Source organism: Methanolobus zinderi (assembly GCF_013388255.1).
GTDB lineage: Archaea > Halobacteriota > Methanosarcinia > Methanosarcinales > Methanosarcinaceae > Methanolobus > Methanolobus zinderi.
The window spans coordinates 990016-1014113 of record NZ_CP058215.1; the positions used below are offsets into that span (position 1 = coordinate 990016).

The following is a 24098-nucleotide window of genomic DNA, read 5'->3' on the forward strand; positions in this document are numbered from 1 at the left end:
AGAACCAAAAAAGCATCGAAGTTAGCTTGAAATCCTGCTTCCATTTCCATATGTGTAGATGTCTGTGATAATTATTAGTTACATTTTATATATTTTATAATGCTTGATTCTTATCTTCTGATCGTTTGCAAAAGGCAAGAGTTTCTCAGACAATTCAGCTTCTCTGAAAAAAGAGGTTCGTAGAATAGCATTCGCTGTTTGTCTGCTGGCATGTCATACAGTCGCACAGATAAACATTCAGTATTCTAAGGGATTTGAAACTGGCATGAATTGTGATGTCAGATTGAGTTGTGTCTGAAATCCTGCTAAAACAAATCCTGTAAGTTCCAGGTCTGATAAAATGAGACTGTGTTAAAATAAGCGTAAAAGGGATCTAAAAAAGAAAAAGTCCGGTCGACAGGTTGTAGCCTGTCAACCGTATTTTCAGCTTCAGTTTACTACAATGAGTATACTGTCTGTGTCTTGCTGTCCACTAATATCGGTCACAGTCATTGTGACCTCGAATCTGCCCTGGACCGGGAACTCGCGTGTTACGGTTTCCCCGGTTGCCTCTTCCTGGATCCCGTCAGAGGAATCGAAGTCCCAGGAATATGAGACTATACCGTTGTCGTCGGTAGATTCTCCACCGTCAAATGTCAGGCCGTTGCCCGAGGGAACGAACCTGATTGCCAAGTTAGCTACCGGATACTCGTCTTCCTCTGGTATTGATGGAGTTTCCTCTTCATCGTCCACCGGAGGTGTTTCAGGTTCCGGTTCACTAAGGGTTACCAGTTCCATACCTCCGTTGGAAGTATCGAACTTTGATGTGTCCTGGTTCACCAAATTAACCTGGTAAATGTTCCCATACTCGGCATTTGAATAGGCGTTGTAGGTAGCAGAACCATCGAAGGTGTTGTTTCTGAGTGTGAGGTTGTTGTCCTGCCTTACAGGAAGCATCTTCACACCTATCTTTGAACCTGCGATTTCCTTTATGTTCTTTATCACATTATCCTGCATGACCACTTCATCAGCGTCTTCCAGGTTAATGCCTGTTCCGCCTGTTCCGGAGATATCGTTACTTTTTACGACAGCGTATTTTACATGCCTCAGGACTATTGCACCGTCATCCGACATAAGCCAGTTGTTGACATCAACAATGGTGTTGTCGGAGACATTTGCTCTAATATATGGCTGGGCGATTGTTCTGTCACTGTTGCGCCCGCCGAGTACATAGATACCTGAGTCCTGCTTTTCAGCGGTGTAATTGCCTTCAATGTAGTTTCCGGTAATGCTTACATCATGGACTGGCACAGGGTACTTTCCATCGGTGTTGATCTGAGCGACTGAGATCGGTATTCTGCAGTCTATGATCTCATTGTCCTCGATGAAAAGATAGTTCGCACCAAGACTGTCGATACCTTCCCACACGGGATTGTTCTCGATAGTGTTGTTCCTGATGTAGATATACTCGGAATACTGGTATTCACTGCTTCCCGGTGCAACCGCAACACCGTATGAGATACCATTGAGCTTTCCTGTATTGATTTCCTTGAACATGTTGTTCTCTACCACTACATTACTTGCCTGCTTTCCAATCATAACACCGGCGTAACCATAGTCCAGGAATTCATTGTCCTGTATGGTTATCTCTTTGTTATTGCTGGAGGTACCAGAGGTTTCCAGGTAGACTCCGTAATCCCTGAAGTTGCTGAACGTGTTGTTCTCGATAAGAGCCTTCTCACTGTTCTCAACTTCAACAAGACCTGTGCTTCCTGCATGTTCCAGGTAAGCCTGGTCCGGATCACCGAAAGTAAAGCCTGTTACCTTTACGTCTGTTGCATCGCTTATACGGAATATGCTGTATCCTTTCATCACAGCATCATTTCCGAGCATATGGATACCGGATTTCAGTGAAACCTGTGAGCTGACTGTATATGTCCCTGCTTCCACCTGGATTATACCCTGGTCGATAGCATTGACCGCAGCCTGTAGGGCTTCTGCGTCGTTGCTTCCGCTGTATACGATATCTTCGTTAGCTGTCTTAACGACCGTTGTTCCTGCATCCTTTGAAACGCTGATGTCGTACGCTACGTCAACAACATCGTCTGCTCCGTCGTCTTCAGGATTTGTGGTCGGTGGTGTTTCTGGTTCAGGTTCCGGTGACACTTCGTCCTGGACTGTCAGGTTTATAGCTCCGTTGGAGGTATAGAACTTTGACGTATCCTGTTCTGTCACACTAATTTCATAGACGTTCTCGTAATCGGAGTATGCGTAAGCATCGTAGTCAGCAGACCCATCAAAGGTATTGTTCTTAAGTGTCAGGCTGTAGTCCTTTGAGATCGGAAGCAGCTCTATACCCTTTGTAGAACCGGAAATTTTCCTGATATCCTTGATGTTGTTATTCTGCATGATCACATTGTCTGCATTCTCCAGGTTGACAGCAGTTCCACCCACACCTGAGATCTCGTTGTTGTCAACGGATGCTTCATCCACATTCTGGAGAACGATAGCACCGTCGTCTGAGAATAACCAGTTGTTGACATCAACAATGGTATTCTCAGAAACTGTGATCTTCTTGTACGGCTGGAAGCTAGTCCAGGCACTGTCGTGCCCGCCGAGTACGTATATACCTGAATCCTGTTTCTCAGCGGTGTAATCGCCTTCAATGTAGTTTCCGGTAATGCTTACATCATGCACTGGCACAGGATACTTTCCATCGGTATTGATCTGAGCGACTGAGATCGGTATTCTGCAGTCTATAATCTCATTGTCCTCGATGAAAAGATAGTTCGCACCAAGACTGTCGATACCTTCCCATACGGGATTGTTCTCGATAGTGTTGTTCGTGATGTAGATGTACTCGGAATACTGGTATTCACTGCTTCCCGGAGCAACTGCAACACCGTATGAGATACCATTGAGCTTTCCTGTATTGATTTCCTTGAACATGTTGTTCTCTACCACTACATTACTTGCCTGCTTTCCAATCATAACACCTGCATAACCATAGTCCAGGAACTCGTTGTCCTGTATGGTTATCTCTTTGTTATAACTGGAAGTGGTGGGTGTCTCAAGGTAGACTCCGTAATCCCTGAAGTTGCTGAACGTGTTATTCTCGATAAGAGCGTTCTCACTGTTCTCAACTTCAACAAGACCTGTGCTTCCTGCATGTTCCAGGTAGGACTGGTCCGGATCACTGAAGGTAAAACCTGTCACCTTTACGTCTGTTGCATCGCTGATGCCGAATATGCTATAACCTTTCATTACAGCATCATTTCCGAGCATTTCGATACCGGATTTCAGTGAAACCTGTGAGCTGACCGTATATGTTCCTGCATCAACCAGGATAATACCCTGATCGATAGCATCAACCGCAGCTCTTAAGGCTTCCGCATCGTTGTTCCCGCTGTGCAGAACCTCTCCTTCGCTTGTCTTGACGTATGTTGTGCCAGAGTACTTTGAAACACTGATATCATGTTCGATGTCAGTGACATTACCTGTATCTGTTCCTGCATCGGTTTCAGTATCTGTACTGCCATCTGTTCCAGTGTCGGTGTTAGTGTCTGTACCGTCATCTGTTCCAGTGTCAGTGTTGGTATCTGTACCGTTGTCAGAGTCGTTTGTCTCTTCAAGCGGACGTGGTTCTGGCGGGGTAAGTGGCGGATCTACTGTTGAAGTAGCCGGTGTATCCGTCTGGACACTGAGGCTCAGATAGCCTCCGAACTTTGACTGCACTTCATTGATCAGGGTTGTATAGTATGTATACCCCGAGTTAGCATATCCGTGGTAACCCACAGAACTGTCAAAGTCGTTGTCCCTGATGGTTGTGCTGAAGCTCTTTACAACAGCCTGCATCTCTATACCCTTGGTAGAGCCTGAGATCGGAATGAGGTTCTTAATTTCATTATTTTGAATTACCAGCTTATCGGCGTTCTGCAAATTGATACCGGTTCCTCCGACACCGGTGATCAGGTTGTTGTCGATGATACCACCGTTAACATCTCTCAGTACTATAGCGCCGTCATCTGACACAAGCCAGCTGTTGACGTCCATAATTGTATTGCCTGAGACGTTTATGTTTGTATATGGCTGCGCATAGTTGCGCGCGCCCAGAACATGTATCCCTGAATGCTGTTTGTACGGGGAGTTCATGTTCCCTTTGACATAGTTGCCTGTAATGACTATATCATGGACTGGCAAGGGATAGCTTCCCTCGCTGGTCTGGTAGGAAACGGCAATCGGCACCTTACAGTTCAGAACTGTGTTATCCTGGATATAGACATGGTTTGCACCATGGCTGTCGATACCTTCCCATATGGGACTGTTCTCTATCCAGTTGTGCCTGATATAGATATATTCAGAATGTTTGTAAGAGTTACTTCCTTTGGCAATAGCTATCCCATAGGCATTGCCATTCACGGCCCGGGTATTGATGTTCTTGAATGTGTTGTCCTCTACATATATGTAGTTGGACTGTTTCCATATCATCACACCACAGTAACCATAGTCAAGGAATTCATTGTGACTGATGGTTATGTTTTCATTGCTGTGGGATGTGGAACTTACAGCCACATTCACACCATAATCCCTGAAGTTGCGGAATGTGTTATCTTCTATGAGAATGTTCTTGCTGTTCACGATATTGATGAGACCGGAACTGCTTGCTACGGATCCGTACAGCGCATCAGGTCCTGTGAACTCAAGTCCACTGACCTTGACATTTGTCGCACTGCTTATGGAGAATATCTTGTAACCCTTAAGCACAGCATTATTTCCGACCACCTCTATGTTGGACTTCAATGACACAGGTGAGCTGATCATATAGGTTCCTGAATCTATCAGGATAATGCCACTGTCAATGGCATTAACTGCTGCCTTAATGGCTCCCACATCGCTGGTTCCCTGGTATATTACCCCTCCTTCACCTGTCTGAACAAGTACTGTACCGGAGTCTTTAGAAACGCGCACTGTGTAGTTGATATCTTCAGAGCTGCCTGTTAGGGCTGCCGAAGACATCGCTGCTCCCAAACTTAAGTTCAGGAACATGAAAACCATTAATAGGCTTATCGTTTTTCTTGCATCCATTTTTTGACCTTCTCAACTCGTGTTTTTCATTAAAAGTGTTTTTCGTAGTAATCCAGGTCAATCTGCCAGCAAATGCTCAGAAATTGCACAAAATTTTCTTCCAAAGAGTTGTAATGAAAATATTTTCATAAACTCTTATTATTATGAAGGATTTCGTGCAAATCATCACATATTGTGACAGACTTTTTTCAAATATACTTTAAACTATATATAAGCTATCAGAATTAAAAAAAGAATGAAGTTGGACTATAACAGATTCAAGAGCCTTTAGTTACTTGTGTTTTAATGTATGACTGTTGTTACAGTATTATATTTTTTACTCGGGACTATGTTTTAAATGATATTTTTCTAGGTCATCACTATTGCCTGATAAATAAAAAATAAAAGTTTTTGCGATCAGGGTACTGTACGATCTTTTTAGATCAGGATATTCTGAGCGCCTGTGTCAATATCAGACAGGGAAAAATCAGACAGGTCAACAATACACACCTCTTTTTCGGAAACTTCAGGTGAAGCCTCGAAGTGTATTTTACAATCAGCGGAAAGGTCTACAAAATTATCCTCTATATCGATTTCATAGTCCTTTGTGACATGTGATACACTGATGGCGCTTCTTGGTTCGGATATCGTTACAAGGTCCTTGATCTGGTTCTTCTGTACAAGTACATTGTTGGCATTTTCAAGATTAATGCCTGTTCCGCCGACATCAGAGATGCTGTTATTGTAGATCAGTGCCTTGTCAACATTCTGCAGCACTATTGCGCCGTCATCACCATACAGCCAGTTGTTCACTTCTTTTATGACATTGTCTTTCAGGGTAACATTGATGTATGGTGTCTCGCCACCGTTGCGGCCTCCGATCACATAGATTCCTGAATCCTGTTTTGCAGCGTCCAGATTCCCATCTATGTAGTTGCCCGTAATACTGACATCGTGCAGTGACTCCGGATAGATGTTATCTTCCGTGATATGTGAAACAGAAATGGGTATCCTGCAATCAATGATCCTGTTATTTTCTATGTAGAGATGATTGGATCCGTGACTGTCTATACCTTCCCACATGGGATTGTTCTCAATAATGTTGTTCCGGATATAGATGTATTCAGAATATCTGTACTCGTTACTTCCCTTGGCAACGGCTGTTCCGTATGAATTGGTGTTAAGTTTCAGTGTATTGATGTCCCTGAAAAGATTATCTTCTATGTAGATCGAGCTGGCCTGTTTGCCAACCATCACTCCGCAATATCCGTAGTCAAGGAACTGGTTGTTCCTTATGCTTATTTCCTCGTTATAATCGGAAGTTGAACGCGTTGAAAGATAAATACCATAATTACTGAATTTCGAGAATGTATTATCTTCAATAAGTAGGTTATTACTGTGTGCTACCTGCACCAGGCCGTAACTTCCCGTATGTCTTACATATTCCTCTCCAGGCCCCCGGAATTCAAAACCTGCTATCCTCACATTGGATGCATCATATACTCTGAAGATACGATGACCCGTAAGAATACTGTTATCACCGATCAGTTGTGTATTCGATCCTACTACTATGGGTGATGTGATGGTGTAAGTTCCCTCGCGGACAAGGATCGTACCCTGGCTTATGGATTTTACCGCAGCCCGGATAGCACTTGTGTCATCTCCCTGGTAAATGACAGCCTGAGTTTCGTTTTCAATGGCATATGTCTGAGCTCCCCTTTGCTCTATGATAATGTCGGGTACCGTTTCGATCTCTTCTTCTATATCAATTTCCTTTTCTTCTTCCACTATGCCGTAAGTGTATGCAAAGTACAGCATAATGACAATTAATAAAACCAGTAGTGGTAGCCCTATCTTAGTTCGATTCATTTTTACCCCCGCGTCCCTGATATTATGAACAATCTACTATAGGTAACTTATTCGTTAAAAATGATTCTCAAGTTGACAGTGATTTGCCTGTCTAGTTTTAAAAATTAATACTCAATTTGTACTATTCAAAAATGATTAAATAGGAGTTAGTTGTAATAGTTAAAGGGGGTATAATGAGAGTTCTCATTGATATAGGACATCCTGGGCATGTCCATTTCTTCAAGAACATAGTGTTGGGGTTGGAAGAAAATGGGCATCAGGTGCTTGTCACCGCCAGGGATAAAGATGTTACTGTAAGTCTGCTTGAATCATGCGGTATTCCGTATGAGATTCTGAGCAAGATCGGATCCGGAAAAGGCAGCTTAATTCGTGAATGGGTTTCAAGGGATGTTAGGTTACTCAAGGTTGCGAAAAAGTTCGATCCGGATATCATGATAGGTGTCCTGAATCCATGTGTCGCTCATGTGGCATGGCTGATGGGAAAGGAATCATTCATATTTACGGATACCGAACATGCAAAACTGGCAAACTACGTAACGCTTCCTTTTGCAGACAGGGTATTCACACCTTCATGCTATGCACAGGATCTGGGAAATAAGCAGATACGATACAAAGGTTATCATGAGCTTGCTTACCTTTCCCCGGAATACTTTGAGCCTGACCCGGACTTTTTGTCGGAATACGATCTGAGTGAGGATGACCGCATAATAGTGCTCAGGTTCGTTTCATGGGGTGCAAGTCATGATATCGGCCAGCACGGTATAACAAATAAGCTTGAACTGGTTCAGGAACTGGAAAAGTTTGGAAAGGTCTTTATCACGTCGGAGCAGGAGTTAAACGGTGGTCTGGAGAAATACAGAATCTCTGTAAGTCCTGAAAAGCTGCATGATCTTCTCTATCATGCGAGTCTGTACCTTGGTGATGGTGGAACCACTGCCGTGGAAAGTGCGCTACTCGGTACGCCTGCGGTTTATGTTTCATCCCTTGTGGGGACCATGGGCAACTTTACTGAACTGGAGACGGAATACGAAATGCTCCATTGCTACAATGACTCAGACCTGGCTCTCCAAAAGGCGATCGATATTCTGAATGATCCTGATTCCAAACAGAAGTGGGGAAAAAAGCGGGATAAATTGCTGGCGGACAAGATTGATGTTAATGAATTCATAATGGGGCACATTATTGAATGTAGTTCAGAGCAAAAAAAAAGCTCATGGTACCTTAATTATTCAATCTTGAATTCGTCAGAAGAGTAACTCCGGGTGTTGTCATGTATGAATCAATAAGGCAGAATCCGGATATATGGTCGAAGTTCATCGGCAAGGACGAAGACTTCATGATGCACTCGAGTGTTGACAGTTTTTTCGATTATGATCGTTGTCAGCTCAGTGATGTCCTGTGTCCTGAAGTATCCCGCTCTTTAATAGACAGCGGGTTTGAAGTGGTCCTGCCGGAGGAGAAGAAATTCGCCGTATGTCTGACACATGATGTTGATGACATATATCCTCCCCTGCCGCATACTCTGCTCTCGGTATTGCATTCTGTTAAAGGTGCGAACCTGGGTCAGTTGAAAAAACATGCGTTATGGAGGCTCAATGGTAAGAATAGTTCGCCTTATCTTAACTTCAGGGAAATAATGGACATCGAGGAAAGTTACGGGGCAAAATCCTCGTTTTATTTCCTGACCGCTGAAAAGGACCCACGCAGGTTCAGATATAATATCGAGGATGCTGAAAGCTATATGGGGGAGATAGTAGACAGGGGATGTGAGGTAGGACTGCATGGTGGCTATTTTTCATACGCAAGTTATGATAAACTCGCGGAAGAAAAGCAAAAACTGGAAAACGTTCTTGGTAAGAAAGTGATAGGTTTCAGGAATCATTATCTGCGTTTTAAAATGACAGATTCCTGGGAGATCCTGTCAAAGGCAGGGTTCAGATATGACAGCACACTGGGATTCAACAATGCGGTGGGGTTCAGGAACGGCCTGTGTCATCCATTCAGGCCCTTTGATGTTGGGGGTAGCAAAGAACTGGACATCCTGGAGATTCCCCTTGTTGCTATGGACGCTGCCCTCTTTAATTGTACTGCGTCTTTTAAAGACGCATGGGAACTTATAAAGGGAATACTGGATACCGGAGAGCAGTATAACGGTATAATCACATTGTTATGGCATAATAGTTCCTTTAGTACACCTTTCAGGAAGGACTGGAAGAATCTTTACATTAAGATACTTGATTACTGCAATCAGAAGAATGCTTGGATAACAAGTGGTGAAGATATTTACAGGTGGTGGAACAATACATATATCAACTATCCATGACCCACAGGAGTGGGATACATTTGTTGAAGAGAGCCCTTACGGAACTATTTTCCACAGGTGGGACTTTTTACATACGGTAGAAAAGCATACGGGATACACATTATATCCTCTTGGTATGTATATAACAGAAGAATTGATCTGTGTGATCCCTCTTTTCTTCAGGAGCATTCATGGGGTAAAGCTTGTCTTTTCTCCTCCTCCGCAGACCGGAATACCTTATCTCGGATTTGTGGTGAGTGGCCGGCTTGATGCTATGAAACAGAGCAAAAGAGGCCAGAGAATGTATGAAATGGGGGAATTGTTCGCAGAGGAGATCGAGCGTCTGGGTGCTAACTACGTATCCATTCTACTGACCCCTTCATTCAATGACATAAGACCTTTCAAGTGGAACGGCTTCATGATCGATCCGCTGTATACATTCGTGATCGATCTGGAAAAACCTCTTGAGGATATACTCAACGATTTCAATGTTTCAAAGAGAAAGATCATCAAAAAGAAAAAGCATGATGGTATGTATCTCGTTGAAGACGACGACGTATCTCTGTTGTTCGATCTGTCAGTTGAGAGATATGAAGAGCAGGGTCTGAAGTTTCCGATTACCAGCAAAGAGTATGTCACTGAGCTGCGGCGATACTATCCTGACCAGATCAAGATATACTACATCAAGGATCAGGATGACAATACTGTGGGGGCGGTTATGACAACCGAGCACAGGCGTGTTACTTTGTGGATCGGCAGCGTGAAACCGGAAACAAAGGCTCCTGTAAACGAGTTCATGTACTGGGAGTTTATAAAGAAGGGTAAAGAGGAGAATTTCCCGCTTCTCGAACTTGGCGGAGCGGACATTCCACGTCTCTGTGCTTTCAAATCCCAGTTCAATCCGGCTATCGAGACCAACTACAGGATATTCAAGAAAGATCTTGTGGGGAAAATGGCTGAATGGACTTACCTGAATGTCTGTAAGAAGAGCAAGTTCTGACTGTATCCGCTATATCAGGATATATATCTGATCTGTGGGAGGGGAGAGTATTCATATATCAGCTATCGATGACCCGGAGCTCTGGGACCGGTTTATAGATGAGAGTCCTTACGGGACCATATTCCATAAATGGGATTTTCTGAGGACAGTGGAGAAGCATACCGGCAGTGAGCTGCATCCACTGGGCGTGTACATAACGGAAGAACTGATATGTATCATACCCCTTTTTTTGAAAAAGGTGAATGGGATAAGGATGATTCTTTCTCCTCCTCCCGGGACAGCTATTCCCTGTCTTGGTTTTGTTATAAGTCCCAGATGCGATGTCATGAATCTGAGTAAGAAAAGTCAGCGCATGTACGAGATGGGTAAGCTGTTTTCAGAGAAGATCGATAGCATGAATGTAAATTATGTCTCGATTGTGCTGACTCCCATGTTCTATGATGTGCGGCCGTTCAAGTGGCACGGCTTTGCCATTGATCCTATGACTATCTTTATGATCGATCTGGATAGACCTCTGGACGATATCCTGAAAAGCTTTAGTTCGTCCCGTAAAAGTGCAATCAAAAAACTTGACAGCTATAATCTGAAGCTTGTGGAGAGTGATGACGTCTCCATGTTCTATGGCAGTTCGGTTGAACGTTACAGGGAACAGGGGCTTAAATTCCCTGTTGCCGGCAAAGAGTATCTTGAAGAGGCACTTGACCTGTATCCTGAGGATATTAAGCTGTACTACATCAGGGACGGAGAAGATAATACACTGGGCGGCCTGATGACTGCAGAGTACAAGAGAATGAGCATGTGGCTGGGCAATGTAAAACCGGATGTCAATGTTCCTGTTAATGAATTCCTATACTGGGAACTGATCAAAAAGGGACAGAACAAAAATTACAGTATACTTGAGCTTGGGGGAGCCGATGTTCCAAATATTGCGGCATTCAAGGCCAAGTTCAACCCTTCACTGCATGTAAAATACAGGCTGGTGAAAAAAGATATGATCGGTAAAGCGGCAGAATGGGCATTCTTCAACATCTATAAGAAAAACAAAAGTATCTGATCTTCTGATCTAAAAAATGCTAAGGGTCTAAGAACCCTTATTCTGCAGTAATATTCTCTCTGTCAATAAACAGACGCATCCACAATTCCATGGATATGCATCGCCAGATATCCGTACCTACGAAAATGCTGGATGACTTGCCTTCCAGTAATTTTTCGTACATTGATTTTACCATCTTCCAGTCCCAGAATTCTCTTTCGCGGAAACTCTCCGAGTCGATGATCTCCTGTATCATTTCCCTTACAGTTTCATCCTTCATCCATTTCTCTTCAGGCGTTGCAAAACCTATTTTATCGTGCCTGGAAAGTATGCTTGAAGGTACTTCACCTTCCATTGCCTTCCTGAAAGCATATTTTGTCGTCCCGTCATGTATCTTCTGCCCGGGCGGCATGGAGAACATATATTCAACGAACCTGTAATCAAGGAAAGGCACCCTTGATTCTATTGAGAATCGCATGGAGTTCTTATCCTCGAATCTGAGCAGATGAGGCAGCGAGTATGTATCGAGACTGCTGTAAAGTGCTTCATTTAACGTATAAATATCCCACCTCTTGTCTTTTCTTCCTTCATTCTCAGAAATGAAATCCGGGGTCAGGAACGGAACCTTACGATTCTTGTAAATAAGTCTCTTGATGCCTGAAGGTGTCATGCGCAGCAAGAGATAGATCATTGGTGCAAAGGATCTGGATTTATCATAACAACCGTTTGCTTCCTTCAGTAAAAGGGAAAGGTTAAGCCTTTTTAGCAGCTCATAGTAATAGTATCCGTGAAAATAGTGATAACCTGCAAGTACTTCATCAGCCCCCTGGCCGTCCAGAAGTACTTTCATCCCGTTATCACGGGCAAGTTTCATTACACGATATTGGCCGTAGACACTTGTTCCGCTGAACGGCTCTTCCTGGGTCAGGAACAGTTCCTGAAGATCGTTCATAAGATCTGATGTATCGGGTGTGACACAAAAATTCATCGAGTTGACCATTTCATTTATCTGCTGCTGGTACTCTCCTTCATCGATGGAATCGCCCGGAAAGCGCAGGGAAAATGTTTTGATCTGAGCATCGGGATCTACTTTTCTCATTGTAACGACCACTGATGAGGAATCGATACCTCCACTCAGGCAACTTCCGACCGGAACATCGGCAATAAGTCGCTTTCTGACAGAATCGGTGAAGAGCTCCTTTACCTTCTGGTGATCCTCCTCCTCTTTTACAAATCTGGACTGCACATCATAATATTTCTCGATTTCCATTTTTCCGGAGGAGAGGTCGAATATCATGTTATGGCCCGGCATAAGCCTTTTAATTCCCTTGAAAAAAGTGTCCTCACAGTGATCTGTAAGATTGAAGTACAGGTAATCGAAAACTATACTTCGATTCTCTTCTCTGGGCAAGTCGTGCTCAAGCAGTGCCTTGATCTCTGATGAGAATATGAACCTTTCTCCGTCAAAATGGTAATACAGGGGTTTTATTCCGAACCTGTCCCTGCTCAAAAAAAGGATATTCTTTGTCTTATCATAGATACAGAATGCCCACATGCCGTTAAAGTGCTGCACACAGTCTGTCCCGTATTCCTCATAGGCATGAAGTACGACCTCAGTGTCCGTATCACTCTTAAATTTCCGGCCTTTTTTTATGAACTCCTCTCTGAGCTCAAGAAAATTGTATATCTCCCCGTTATATATCAGGACTATTGTCCCGTCTTCATTGAACATTGGCTGGTGGCCCTTTTCAGACAGGTCAAGTATGGACAGTCTCCTGTGTCCCAGGGAAACTTTATCATCTATATACGTCCCCCCATCATCAGGTCCCCTGTGCTTTATAGCCTCACACATCCTTCCAAGCAGCTGTTCATCCTTCCAGTTAAACCCTGTAATCCCACACATGCAATCACTCTCCCTTTTGTAATTTCTGACAAAACCCCTTTTGCCGGGAACTGAGAAGTTTTATTCACCCATAAATTCCTGTCTTTCGATGAACAGTCTCATCCACAATTCAATTGATATGCACCGCCATATTTCCGTCCCCACGAATATAGCAGACGATTCACCTTTTAACAGTTTCTCATACATGTTCTGGACTCTTTCCCAGTTCCAGAAATCCCTTGACATAAAGCTTTTTGACCCTATTATACTTTTAACGATGGGAACAACTGACTCGTCTTTTAACCATTTCTCTTCAGGGGTTTCAAAACCTATCTTATCGTGCCTTGCAAGTACACTTTCCGGCAACTCATCCTGCATTGCAAGTCTGAATGCGTATTTGGATGTACCGTCGGATACCCTTAGCTCATTCGGCATGGACAGGAGATATTCTGCAAGTGTGTGATCCAGGAAGGGTACCCTGGATTCAATGGAGAATCGCATTGAGTTCTTGTCAACGAACCTGAGAAGATGCGGAAGGGCATAGAACAGTATACTGCTGTAGGCGGCTTCCTGCAATGATGATATATGCCACCTCATGTCTTCGCGATCAGCATTCTCTTCGAGGAACCTGCGGCTTAAGTAAGGTGCTTTCTGATGATTGTACAGATATCTCTTAAGCTCACCTGGTGTCATACGCAGTCCGAGGTAAACAAGAGGTATCAGTGATTTTGATTTTGAATAGTACTGGCTTGCCTCCCTGAACAACTGTGCCACGTCAAACTGTTTGAGCATCTCATAATAATAGTAGCCATTGAAGTAGCTACTTCCTGAAAGCACCTGGTCGGCACCCTGTCCGTCCATGAGCACTTTTATTCCTGTTTCATTTGCTAGTTTCATTATTCTGTACTGGCCGTAAACGCTTGTACCGCTGAAAGGCTCTTCCTGGGTCATGAACAGTTCATGCAGGTCTTCTATGAGTTCAGAGGGTTGAGGTGTCACGCCGTAATTGACGGAATTGACTTTCTCATACACTGCTCTCTGGTACAGGCTCTCATCCATAGCCTCACCGGGGAATTTCATGGAAAAGGTTTTGATCTGCACATCAGGATCTATGTTTCTCATCGTCACGACAATGGATGATGAATCAATGCCTCCGCTAAGACAGCTTCCCATTGCCACGTCGCTTACAAGCGCTCGGTTGACGGCATCTGTAAACAGGTCTTTTATCTTTCCCGGATCGTTGGCGCTTTCCACTGTATTTTTAGTAATGTCATAATAGCGGCTGATCTTGAGCTTCCTGTCTGAAAGATCGAATATCATGTTATGGCTTGGCATAAGCCTTTTAATATCCTTGAAAAATGTTTCCTCGCTGTGGTCTGTCAGATTGAAGTAAAGATAGTCGAAAATTACCCCTCTGTTCTCTTTCCGGGGCACATCATGCTCAAGGATTGCCTTGATCTCGGATGAGAATATGAACCTTTCTCCGTCAAAGTAATAGTACAGGGGTTTAATTCCGAACCTGTCCCTGCTCAAAAAAAGCATATTCTTTGTCTTATCATAGATGCAGAATGCCCACATGCCATTAAAGTGCTGCACACAGTCTGTGCCGTATTCCTCATAGGCATGCAATATAACCTCTGCATCGGACCGGCTTTTGAACTTATATCCCTTTGCGATGAGTTCTTCCCTGATCTGCGGGAAATTGTATACCCTTCCGTTATATGTCAGAACTATCGCATTATTCTCATCTGACATGGGCTGTTTATCAGTGCCTGATTTATCCAGAATGTCAAGCCTGTTGTGTCCCAGGGATACCTTATCGTCCAGGTATATTCCTTTCCCATCGGGTCCCCTATGCTTTATAGCTTTACACATTTGATTGAGTAGTAACTCATCCTTCCAGTTGAAACCTATAACCCCACACATTTTACCACACTATATTACTCTGTTTATTACCTTATAAAAATTCCTGATTAATCATCCTATTTTTTATAAGTATGATTAATTTTTATTTCTCCACAGTCTACGCTCCTGTTAACTATTTCCAGAGACAGTAATGATCATGTATAGGTTGCCACGCTGCTGGACTCATATACTTTATTGTAATCCTCCAGGGAGGACCACAGTTGCGTGTCATCTGCATAGTAATAGTCCAGTAACGATTCCATTGTAGGCTTGGCGACGAATTCTCCCTCTTCGATCGTAGCCAGTTTAAGCGGTCTTTTATTCAGCTCGCCTGTCCTGACCAGTATCAGCTCCGAACTATTAGATCGCAGGAACTCGTTTTCGGAAGGGTCCACTTCCAGTATGTTGATCTTTTCCTGATATGGTGCAATTTCCATGTATCTGTGGGTAACAAAATCCACCATCACCCTTCCTTCCGCGAGGTTTCCAGCATGGTCAAAACCATTGGTTTCTTCTTCTGTCAGATAGAATGTATAGAAAGGCCTTTTGACAAGAGGGTTGTCAGACGCTACAAAGTCATTTGAAACGGATAGGAGCGCCAGCGCCAGGAACAGGATGATCAGCACTTTTTTGGCATTTTTCTTTGACCTTAAGTAACTTGTGTAAAAGCCAAAGGCTGCTACAATAACTATGAACAGGAATGTATATTCCCCGAACCTTTCTATGTTAAGGTGCTCTCCGAGTTTGCTGATGAGAAAACCGGGTCCAGGAAAAGATACCGCTGTCGCAAGTAGTCCTGTCAGACATAAGACTTTTGCAGACTCTGATATATTTTCTCTTTTCATGGCTTCCAGTGTTCCTATCAGTACAAAGAAAAGAATCGGTGAATATTGCAGGTAATTGAACAGTTCCTGGGCCGGAGCCAGCATTACCGATTCGGTTGAGATGCTACTCGGAGCGGTGGCCAATGCGTTTCTGATAACGGTACCAAAAAGATCGAGCGATATGTATATCCAGTATCCAAAAGTCGCAGCCACGGCAAATGCCATATAGTCGATATCTGCTATCCTCTGGTCCTTACTTATACTGTATATCCTCTGCAGTATGAACAGTACCAGCAATATTGCAAGCACAAAGGGTATGGATACTGTATGATAAGCGATTATGGCAACTGTGAGTATAAGCGCCAGGAATGTTTTTTCGGTGTTTCTGTTATATAAGAGGGCAAGTATTAACAACACCTCAATGAAGGAGACGCTGCTTCTTGCAATTGCGGCAAGGCCGTATTTCAGTATCTCCGGATATAAGGCTACAAAGAGAGCAGTGACAAGTGCCAGCTTTTCTTCGTTGAATATCTTCTTTGACAGCAGGTAAGTGGCCAGCGGAATGAATGCAAAAATTATACCATTTGTCAGATACAGTATCTTGTATGTAGTTATGTCAAGTGCCGTGACAAGGTATACAGAAGCACCCAGTATATGCCATAGCGGGAAGGATGAATAGAGTTCAAAGGCATCTGTTATCCGCCCGCCTTCAACCAGTATCTGCATCATCCATGAATGGAAGAAAATATCCGTTCGCTCAATGAAGTAGAAGTAGTTCAGATTTACTCCCCAGATAATATCAAGAAGCAATATCATTATCTGAAAGAGGATGATCCAGGACCTTTTCTGCGAACTCCTGAAGAAAAGTATCTGGCTCATTATAAGCAGGGCCATAACAGCAATGACACCGTAATAACTGTATGGTCTGATCAGACTATCATGTAATAATATAAGGGATATGCTGAATAATATGAAAAAAGCAGAAAGGAATAACTTGAAATATTCGTCTTTTATCTCCGGCATGTATCCCGTATTCTTGCTCTGCAGAGCATAAACAAGAGGTGCCAGGAACATTGGTACTGCCAGATATGTACCCAGTAGTGTCAGGTTTGACTGCCCCGTCAGAACGGGTATGGCCAGACCTATAAACGCCATCACATAGCTTCCGAACAAGACCAACCCGAAGGTGGTCCTATACTTACTTTTAGAACCCCACAAATTAACAACCCCTTAACCACTATTAAATTTTTAGTTATATGATTTAAATCCATCCCTCTTTCCTGGATATCCTTAATGTGATCACTGTCAGGATCACGTAGGTGATCATCCATGCATAACCGAATCCCAGTATATCATATGGTGTCAGCAGTATATATGAAAGTCCGATCAACAGTGAGAACCTGATAAAATTGAGTTTGATAAGCTCTTTTACCTTCATCTGCAGATTCAATATGGGCACGAAGAAATTGTGCAAAGCTACAAAGAAACTTGACAGCGCCAGGACATGAAGCAGGGACAGAGACTCTACATAGTCCTTTCCGAACAATTGCAATATAGTATTACCAAAGAAGTATATTATGATAATACTGGGTATCAGCAGTATGAGCACTGCACCGCCGGATCTTATAAGATTTCTTTTTAATCCCTCTCCGTAGCTCCCTTCTATAAACAGTGATGTACTCATTGACATGGGTGCTATCCAGATCAGATTGCTTATTGAGAATGCAATATAATACAGAGCAGCCTCTTCTTTTCCAAGAAGGCTCAGTATTATGGTCGGCATTATCAGTGAAGGGCTTTCATACAGCAGGTTTGAGATATAGTTGCCAGATGAGAAGGTAAATGAATCTTTAAGGTATCCTTTGTCTATCTTTGCAGTTATGTTTGTTCTTCTATTCAGGAGATAGATGCTGAAAATTGTCGAAACGATGTATGTGACGCCAATTGCCCCGAATATCCCGAAGTTTCCCAGAAACACGAGAGGCAAGAGCAGAGGAACCCTGACAGAAAGCACAAGGTTCTGCATGAAAAAATCCTTTGTATCCCTCAGGGCCTTGAAGGCTTCTCCGCTCATGAAGAACATGGAGTTAGTCACCACAGTTATGAAAAAGAACAGTGCATAACCTGATTTCTGCAGCAGGGAAATGCTGTGAAGCACATCGTTTACTATCACCAGGTATATTGTTGCCATAAAGGCGGATGCTATGGTCGTAATTACGATAGAGGTGCTCAGGACATTCTCTTTTATATTCATGTTTATAAAGCGAATAAGAGAGAAGTTAAATCCCAGGCTGGAAATGAAAACTATCAATCCGAGGGATGATATCAGTGCAGTGGCAACACCCACTTCTTCGGTAGGATATAGCCTTGCCGCCATCAGCCAGAATAAGAACCCTACACCTACGTTGAGCAATCTTCCAAGTAGCAGGAAAACCGAGTTTCTGTAAAGTGGGTCCTTAAGGCTTGTAAAAAGATGATCTGTGCTGAATACAGATTTTTCTTTTATGCAATCGAGTATATGCAATATTTTCATATATGTATCACTTATGAGATAGACCCGGTCCAAAGAATTCTCTAATAAACCGTTATTTGCTAACGGAAACGGCTCTACAATTTCTAGTAAATAATCCCATTATTGGCTCATCAGCTGCATTATATAGAAGATTATCACTGCTAAGAATGCTATTGTCAATGGTACAATGCTCATCTCGAAGAATGAACTGAGATTCTTGTTCCATTCATCGGACGCCTTTAGCATCTTTTTAGACGCAAGCAGGATGATCAAGGCAAGAGCTCCGAATACACTGTAATCGGATATGCCGTTGTTTATGCTCATATTAATTGCTTCTGTCGCGGCATTCTCCGCTGAGCCCAGATTTATTAAAATACTTGGATGTATAAGCACCGCTAACATTAAACCCACTCCAACTCGCCCTTCAATAAGGACAGATAACATTACTCTTTTAATGAACTTAACTCTTACTATCCGAATCAATTCTTAAATAAAAAGGTTGAACAACTACGGTGGTGAGTGAACCACTTCTTATGACTTCGATTTTGCTTGTAGGTCTGCCGGCCGGTTAGAGCTTATCAAATAAGTGCAAATGTATAATATTTATAAACCTTTAACTCTTATAGGATTTTGGAGTGGAAATTTAATGGGTGTCAAAGAACAGATACCTGTAGACATATTATTAGTGGCTGCAATGGTATTATTTCTGGATATTTTAATACTTGTTTTGTCTCCGGGCGCTGTCTTCCTGCGCACGGTAATAGGTCTTCCTGTGTTACTTTTCGTACCGGGATATGTACTTGTAAGCGCACTGTTTCCCGGAAAGGATGATCTGGAAGGACTGGAACGTCTTGTTTTGAGCCTGGGATTGAGCATAGTTATAGTACCTGTGTTTGGTTTTGCTCTTAACTTCAGTCCATGGGGCATAACACTTGGTCCGATAATGGCCACACTTTCATTGTATATTATGTTTATGTGTATCATCACGATCATAAGAAGACACCAGCTACCCAGGGGAGCAGCCTTTTCCATAAACATTGGTTTTGTTTTAAAGTCCTTAAAAGCCGATATCACATCAAGAAGGACCGGACTTGACCGGGCTTTGACAATGCTTCTTTTGTTCTCTATTATCCTTGCGACGGTAACACTTGCCTATGCACTTGTTACTCCCAGGGAAGGAGAGCAGTATACTGAATTCTATATACTGGGTATAAACGGTACAGCAGCCGATTACCCTGGTGAGCTGAGTGCCGGTGAGAGCGGCAGTGTGATAGTCGGAGTAAAGAACCACGAGGGTGAAGCTGCAAATTACAAACTGGAAATGCGGCTTGATAATAGATCGCTACCCCTTTCGGATGAATACGAGAATATTGACCTTGAAGATGACGGCAGGTGGGAAGAGCGCATCACTTTCACTCCGGAGGATGCGGGTGAGAACAGGAAGTTGCAGTTCTTACTTTACAGGGAAGATGATCTCACAGTTCCTTACAGGGAGCTGCATTTATGGATTGATGTGACGGAGGATTAAAATGGAATTTGACGATAACAGTTCCGGTAAACGTACTTCTTATGGCACAATGACAGATTTCGAGCTGACTTCAGAAAAAGTGGTTGTGGCTTTCATCATATCCATAGTGCTTGCAGAAATCCTGCTTTTTGCAGGTATGCTGCAGATAAGTCTCACACTTCATTTCCTGACACTTATAGGAATAGCGTTTTCGACGATATGGATAAGGGATACAGATATACTCTGTTCCCTGCAGGCACTGATACTTCTGCCTCTTGTAAGGATTATCAATGTTTCAATGCCTCTTTCAGATGTTCCTATCTTTATGTATGTCAACATCTATGCTCCCATGCTGATTCCCCTCTTCTTTCTGATCAGGCATCAGAACCTGTCGGCATCCGATCTTGGTGTTACTTTCAGACACATAGTTCGCTATATTCCTCTCTCGATAGTAGTTGGTTTTCTTATTGCAGAGGGTGAATATATTGCCATAGGTCCGGGTTATCTTGCTGCAGGAATGTCAATGGAGGATATGATAGGTATTGCTGTGATCGTATTCTTTTTTGTGGGCCTGGTTGAAGAGCTTATCTTCAGATCGATCCTCCAGTTCAGACTGGAAAACCTTTTCGGTCTGAATGCAGGATTGATATTTGCCAGTGTACTGTTCGGTATCATGCACTCAGGGTATGGTGAGCCTGCCGAGATCCTTGTTACAACACTGGCAGGCTTTGTTCTGGGTTATATGTACCAGAAGACACGCAGCCTTCCTCTTGTTGTGCTTGCACACAGTTTTGCCAATATATTCCTTTTTGTTTTGATACCCATTACGGGGGCAGGACTGGGGCTGTTGTGACATCAAAATAGTAGTATACAAAAAGTAATTATAAATTTAAGAGTATATTCTCATATATGCTGAATCACAAGGATCGTACGAAGGCCAATCTGTACGGCATCAAGGGCATGCATAATGTTTACTCATGGCAGGGCCTTGCGATCCATTTCAAGAACAGTTCCAGGGTTAGCAGGTGTGAAAGCTATGATCCCTGCACGTCGGATAAGAAAACCCGGGCATGTAACTATTCTATCAGGAGGCAGGATGCTGTTTACATGCTTCAGTCCGAGTTCAATGTAAGTATAAGTCTTGCGGAAAAACTCATAGACACTCTTATAGACATGGGCATTGCCAAAACCCTGCGCTGCTACAAAAGCGGCAGTGCACTTTTTGACGAAGGCATGCGCATGATAGTTTTTGATGAGGACCTCTGAGTGCAATCAAAACTTTATTAAGCCAACAGAATAATCCTGCACCCATGTTCACGATTATCACAGGTGCTCAATTTGGTGATGAAGGTAAGGGAAAAGTAGTTGACCTCATGTCCGGCGAATATGACCTGGTTGTACGTTTCCAGGGAGGAGACAATGCAGGTCATACAGTAAAGGTCGGAGATGATGTCTACAAGCTTCATCTTATTCCTTCAGGTTTCCTTCTTGATTCCAGGGTCCTGATCGGTCCGGGTACCGTAATGAACCCGGAGGTGCTGCTAAGGGAGATCGAGATGCTTGCGGAGGGTGGCATCGAGATAAGTCCTGAAAAACTCGGTATAGATGCCAAGACCAGCATCATTATGCCTTATCATATTGAACTGGATGGTCTGAGGGAATCAAAGAGAACTGAAAAGATAGGCACTACCAAACGTGGTATCGGTTTTGCCTATATTGATAAGGTTGCCAGGGATGAGATACAGATGGCTGACGTTGCAGATGAGACACGTCTTCTACGCAGGCTGGCAGAACTTGCTCCGTCAAAGGCATCGGCCATACAGGAGCTTGACGGTGATCCTGCGATTGTTACAGATGAGAGCCTTGTGGGGAAGTATATAGAACTTGGCAAACGCCTTGCTCCGTATATCACCGATGTATCCTATGAGATCAACCGTTCTCTGGAAAAAGGTAAGAATGTACTTGCCGAAGGTGCACAGGGCAGCCACCTCGATGTGATCCATGGTACCCAGAAGTTTGTGACATCTTCATGTACTATCGCAGGTTCTGCATGCGCAAATCTGGGTGTCGGTCCAACTAAGGTCGATAACGTTCTTGGAATAGTCAAGGCTTATATTACACGCGTAGGAGAAGGACCGCTGCCAACCGAACTGCATGATGAGGCAGGAAGGCAGATACAGGAGGTCGGCAAAGAGTTTGGTACCACAACCGGGAGATCCAGGCGCTGCGGATGGTTCGATCTTCCTCTTCTGAAAAAGGCGGTATATCTGAACGGGTATACTTCTATTGCACTGACTAAACTGGATGTCCTGTCAGATCTGGATCCCATCAGGGTATGTGTTTCCTATGAACTCAACGGGCAGGTACTGGACTATCCTCCGGAGGATACCGAAGAACTTGCAGAATGCAAACCTGTATATGAGGATCTGCCGGGATGGAAAGGAGATCTCACAGGTGTTAAGAGCTTTGATGAACTGCCGGAAGCTGCCCGGAGCTATGTTCTTTACCTTGAAGAAAAGATGGGAGTGCCTGTTGAGTATGTGTCCGTAGGTCCCGCAAGGGAGCAGACATTCAGAAAGGAAACGGGTAACTGATATTCTGCCGAAAAACGTATATACTTCTCAAGAGTTTACAGAACAAACTCCAGCACGAACGAAACCAGATATTTCATTGAGTCCATGAAATTGATAATATCTAAGTTACAAGGAGAATAAGATGACAACTGCATATGATGTTCCTGCAGCCGAACTGATCGGCAATGTCGCAGGGAAACTTAAAGGTAACGAAAATGTTAACCCCCCTGAGTGGGCAGCATTTGTAAAGACCGGTGCACACAAGGAAATGCCGCCTATAGATGAAGAATGGTGGTATACACGTTGTGCTGCGGTCCTCAGGACAGTATATAAAGAAGGTCCCATAGGCGTTGAAAGGCTACGCTCTGTTTATGGCGGCAAGAAGGACATGGGTTCCAGCCCCTATCATAAGGCAAAGGGAAGCGGTTCCATCGCAAGGCTTGTGCTTCAACAGCTTGAGAACGCAGGTTTTGTACGCACTCTGAAAAGAGGTCGTGTCGTGTCACCTCAGGGACAGAAGCTGCTTGATAACAGCGCACACGAGGTAAAAGAGGAACTAGTAGAGAAGATACCCGGGCTTGCAAAATACTAAGCCCCGTTATCTGTTCAATAACACTAATAAGGATGTACCACTAACATCTCTTTAAGCTAGGTGATTACATGGCGGATGATCTTGAAGAAATAAGAAGAAAAAGACTTGAGCAGCTTCAGCAACAGCAGGCTTCCGAGCAGCAGATGGGTGCAGGCGACATGCAGGCAGCAATGCAGCAGGAGCAGGCAAAGGCTGAAATGGAAGCGAAAAAACAGGCAATTCTTCGCCAGATTCTGACACCTGAAGCACGTGAACGTCTGAGCACATTGAAGATGTCCCGTAAAGAGATGGTAGAGCAGCTTGAATCTCAGTTGATAATGCTTGCCCAGAACGGCAGGCTTCAGTCCAAGATAGATGACGAGAAGCTCAAGCAGCTTCTGCTTCAGATGCAGCCGAAAAAGCGCGAACCAACCATTAAGCGTATGTGAGCTGGCCTTTGATGCAGGTCTCTGTTCTTTTCAGCGGAGGAAAGGACAGCTCCCTTGCAGCTATTCTGCTGGAGCCGTTCTTTGATGTCGAACTTGTGACATGCAGCTTTTCGCTGCTTCCTGTCGGGGACATTGCCCGTGAAACTGCTGAAAATCTGGGATTTGCACACAGGGTTGTCCGGCTTGATATGCCGGTGCTTGAAAAGGCATATGCTATGGTCATAAAAGATGGTTTCCCGAAAAATGCTATAAATTACATCCACAGTGCTGCAGTTGAAAGACTTGCAAAGGATGCGGATGTGAATTTCATTGCGGACGGTATCAGACGGGATGACCGTGTTCCGGTGCTTGACATTTCCCGTATAAGGAGCATTGAGGATCGCAACGGCGTACACTATATGTCTCCGCTTAAGGGATACGGACGCGCGGCTGTGAATGAACTGGTAGACAGATATCTGGTGATCGAGGAAGATCAGAGTGATAATGTCATCAAAGCCGATTATGAGACTGAGCTTCGTGAGATGATCAGGCAGAAGGATGGGCCGGAAAAGATAAATGATGTTTTTCCTGCACATGTCCAGTCTCATGTTATTGAACGAAAGAGCTAGGACCGAATAAGGATGCAGTC

At 43.7% G+C, this 24098-nt stretch carries 18 protein-coding genes; 11 read left to right on the top strand and 7 right to left on the bottom strand.

Annotated features, from left to right (window positions below):
* Window positions 1–429 precede the first annotated feature (429 nt).
* Window positions 430–4995 (bottom strand): right-handed parallel beta-helix repeat-containing protein, encoded by a 4566-nt coding sequence (locus HWN40_RS04915; protein ID WP_246275981.1) that lies wholly within the window; start codon window positions 4993–4995, stop codon window positions 430–432.
* Between the two features lie 486 nt (window positions 4996–5481).
* Window positions 5482–6912 carry a right-handed parallel beta-helix repeat-containing protein gene (locus tag HWN40_RS04920; protein ID WP_176964691.1) on the bottom strand — a complete coding sequence of 477 codons (1431 nt, stop codon included), beginning with the start codon at window positions 6910–6912 and terminating at the stop codon, window positions 5482–5484.
* Between the two features lie 173 nt (window positions 6913–7085).
* On the opposite strand from HWN40_RS04920, the gene HWN40_RS04925 reads away from it, so the two are divergent.
* The 4 genes from HWN40_RS04925 to HWN40_RS04940 all read left to right on the top strand — a co-directional run bounded on the left by HWN40_RS04925 (window position 7086) and on the right by HWN40_RS04940 (window position 11268).
* Window positions 7086–8168, top strand: a complete 1083-nt coding sequence (locus tag HWN40_RS04925) for a DUF354 domain-containing protein (protein WP_176964692.1) — start codon at window positions 7086–7088, stop codon at window positions 8166–8168.
* 14 nt (window positions 8169–8182) lie between these two features.
* Entirely contained in the window at window positions 8183–9235 is a 1053-nt protein-coding gene (locus HWN40_RS04930) for a polysaccharide deacetylase family protein (protein ID WP_176964693.1), read from the top strand.
* Window positions 9236–9350: 115 nt separating this feature from the next.
* Window positions 9351–10214, top strand: a complete 864-nt coding sequence (locus HWN40_RS04935) for a GNAT family N-acetyltransferase (RefSeq protein WP_176964694.1) — start codon at window positions 9351–9353, stop codon at window positions 10212–10214.
* Between the two features lie 34 nt (window positions 10215–10248).
* Window positions 10249–11268: a GNAT family protein gene (locus tag HWN40_RS04940; protein WP_176964695.1), complete on the top strand. Its 1020-nt coding sequence runs from the start codon at window positions 10249–10251 to the stop codon at window positions 11266–11268.
* A gap of 37 nt (window positions 11269–11305) precedes the next feature.
* On the opposite strand, the gene asnB (HWN40_RS04945) is transcribed toward HWN40_RS04940, so the two are convergent.
* From asnB (HWN40_RS04945) to HWN40_RS04965, 5 genes are all read right to left on the bottom strand, one after another.
* A complete protein-coding gene (gene asnB / locus HWN40_RS04945; protein ID WP_176964696.1) occupies window positions 11306–13150 on the bottom strand; it encodes an asparagine synthase (glutamine-hydrolyzing) in 1845 nt (614 codons plus the stop codon).
* Between the two features lie 60 nt (window positions 13151–13210).
* Window positions 13211–15055: an asparagine synthase (glutamine-hydrolyzing) gene (asnB, locus tag HWN40_RS04950; RefSeq protein WP_176964697.1), complete on the bottom strand. Its 1845-nt coding sequence runs from the start codon at window positions 15053–15055 to the stop codon at window positions 13211–13213.
* 134 nt (window positions 15056–15189) lie between these two features.
* Complete coding sequence (locus HWN40_RS04955) at window positions 15190–17013, bottom strand: hypothetical protein (RefSeq protein ID WP_176964698.1); 1824 nt, start codon at window positions 17011–17013, stop codon at window positions 15190–15192.
* Window positions 17014–17119: 106 nt separating this feature from the next.
* On the bottom strand, window positions 17120–18391 hold the full coding sequence (locus HWN40_RS04960) for a lipopolysaccharide biosynthesis protein (protein WP_176964699.1): 1272 nt from the start codon (window positions 18389–18391) through the stop codon (window positions 17120–17122).
* A gap of 99 nt (window positions 18392–18490) precedes the next feature.
* Window positions 18491–18694 carry a hypothetical protein gene (locus tag HWN40_RS04965; RefSeq protein WP_176964700.1) on the bottom strand — a complete coding sequence of 68 codons (204 nt, stop codon included), beginning with the start codon at window positions 18692–18694 and terminating at the stop codon, window positions 18491–18493.
* A gap of 322 nt (window positions 18695–19016) precedes the next feature.
* Here HWN40_RS04965 and HWN40_RS04970 point away from each other — a divergent pair, with 322 nt between their 5' ends.
* From HWN40_RS04970 to HWN40_RS05000, 7 genes are all read left to right on the top strand, one after another.
* Window positions 19017–19898, top strand: coding sequence for a DUF1616 domain-containing protein (locus HWN40_RS04970; RefSeq protein WP_176964701.1), 882 nt, complete (start codon window positions 19017–19019; stop codon window positions 19896–19898).
* Window position 19899: 1 nt separating this feature from the next.
* A complete protein-coding gene (locus tag HWN40_RS04975) occupies window positions 19900–20730 on the top strand; it encodes a CPBP family intramembrane glutamic endopeptidase (RefSeq protein ID WP_176964702.1) in 831 nt (276 codons plus the stop codon).
* A 56-nt stretch (window positions 20731–20786) separates the two neighbouring features.
* Complete coding sequence (locus HWN40_RS04980) at window positions 20787–21143, top strand: hypothetical protein (protein ID WP_176964703.1); 357 nt, start codon at window positions 20787–20789, stop codon at window positions 21141–21143.
* 44 nt (window positions 21144–21187) lie between these two features.
* Window positions 21188–22471 carry an adenylosuccinate synthase gene (locus HWN40_RS04985; RefSeq protein ID WP_176964704.1) on the top strand — a complete coding sequence of 428 codons (1284 nt, stop codon included), beginning with the start codon at window positions 21188–21190 and terminating at the stop codon, window positions 22469–22471.
* A gap of 121 nt (window positions 22472–22592) precedes the next feature.
* Window positions 22593–23042 carry a 30S ribosomal protein S19e gene (locus HWN40_RS04990; RefSeq protein WP_176964705.1) on the top strand — a complete coding sequence of 150 codons (450 nt, stop codon included), beginning with the start codon at window positions 22593–22595 and terminating at the stop codon, window positions 23040–23042.
* Window positions 23043–23110: 68 nt separating this feature from the next.
* On the top strand, window positions 23111–23470 hold the full coding sequence (locus tag HWN40_RS04995; protein WP_176964706.1) for a DNA-binding protein: 360 nt from the start codon (window positions 23111–23113) through the stop codon (window positions 23468–23470).
* An 11-nt stretch (window positions 23471–23481) separates the two neighbouring features.
* Window positions 23482–24078, top strand: a complete 597-nt coding sequence (locus tag HWN40_RS05000) for a DUF7411 family protein (protein ID WP_176964707.1) — start codon at window positions 23482–23484, stop codon at window positions 24076–24078.
* Window positions 24079–24098: the final 20 nt, after the last annotated feature.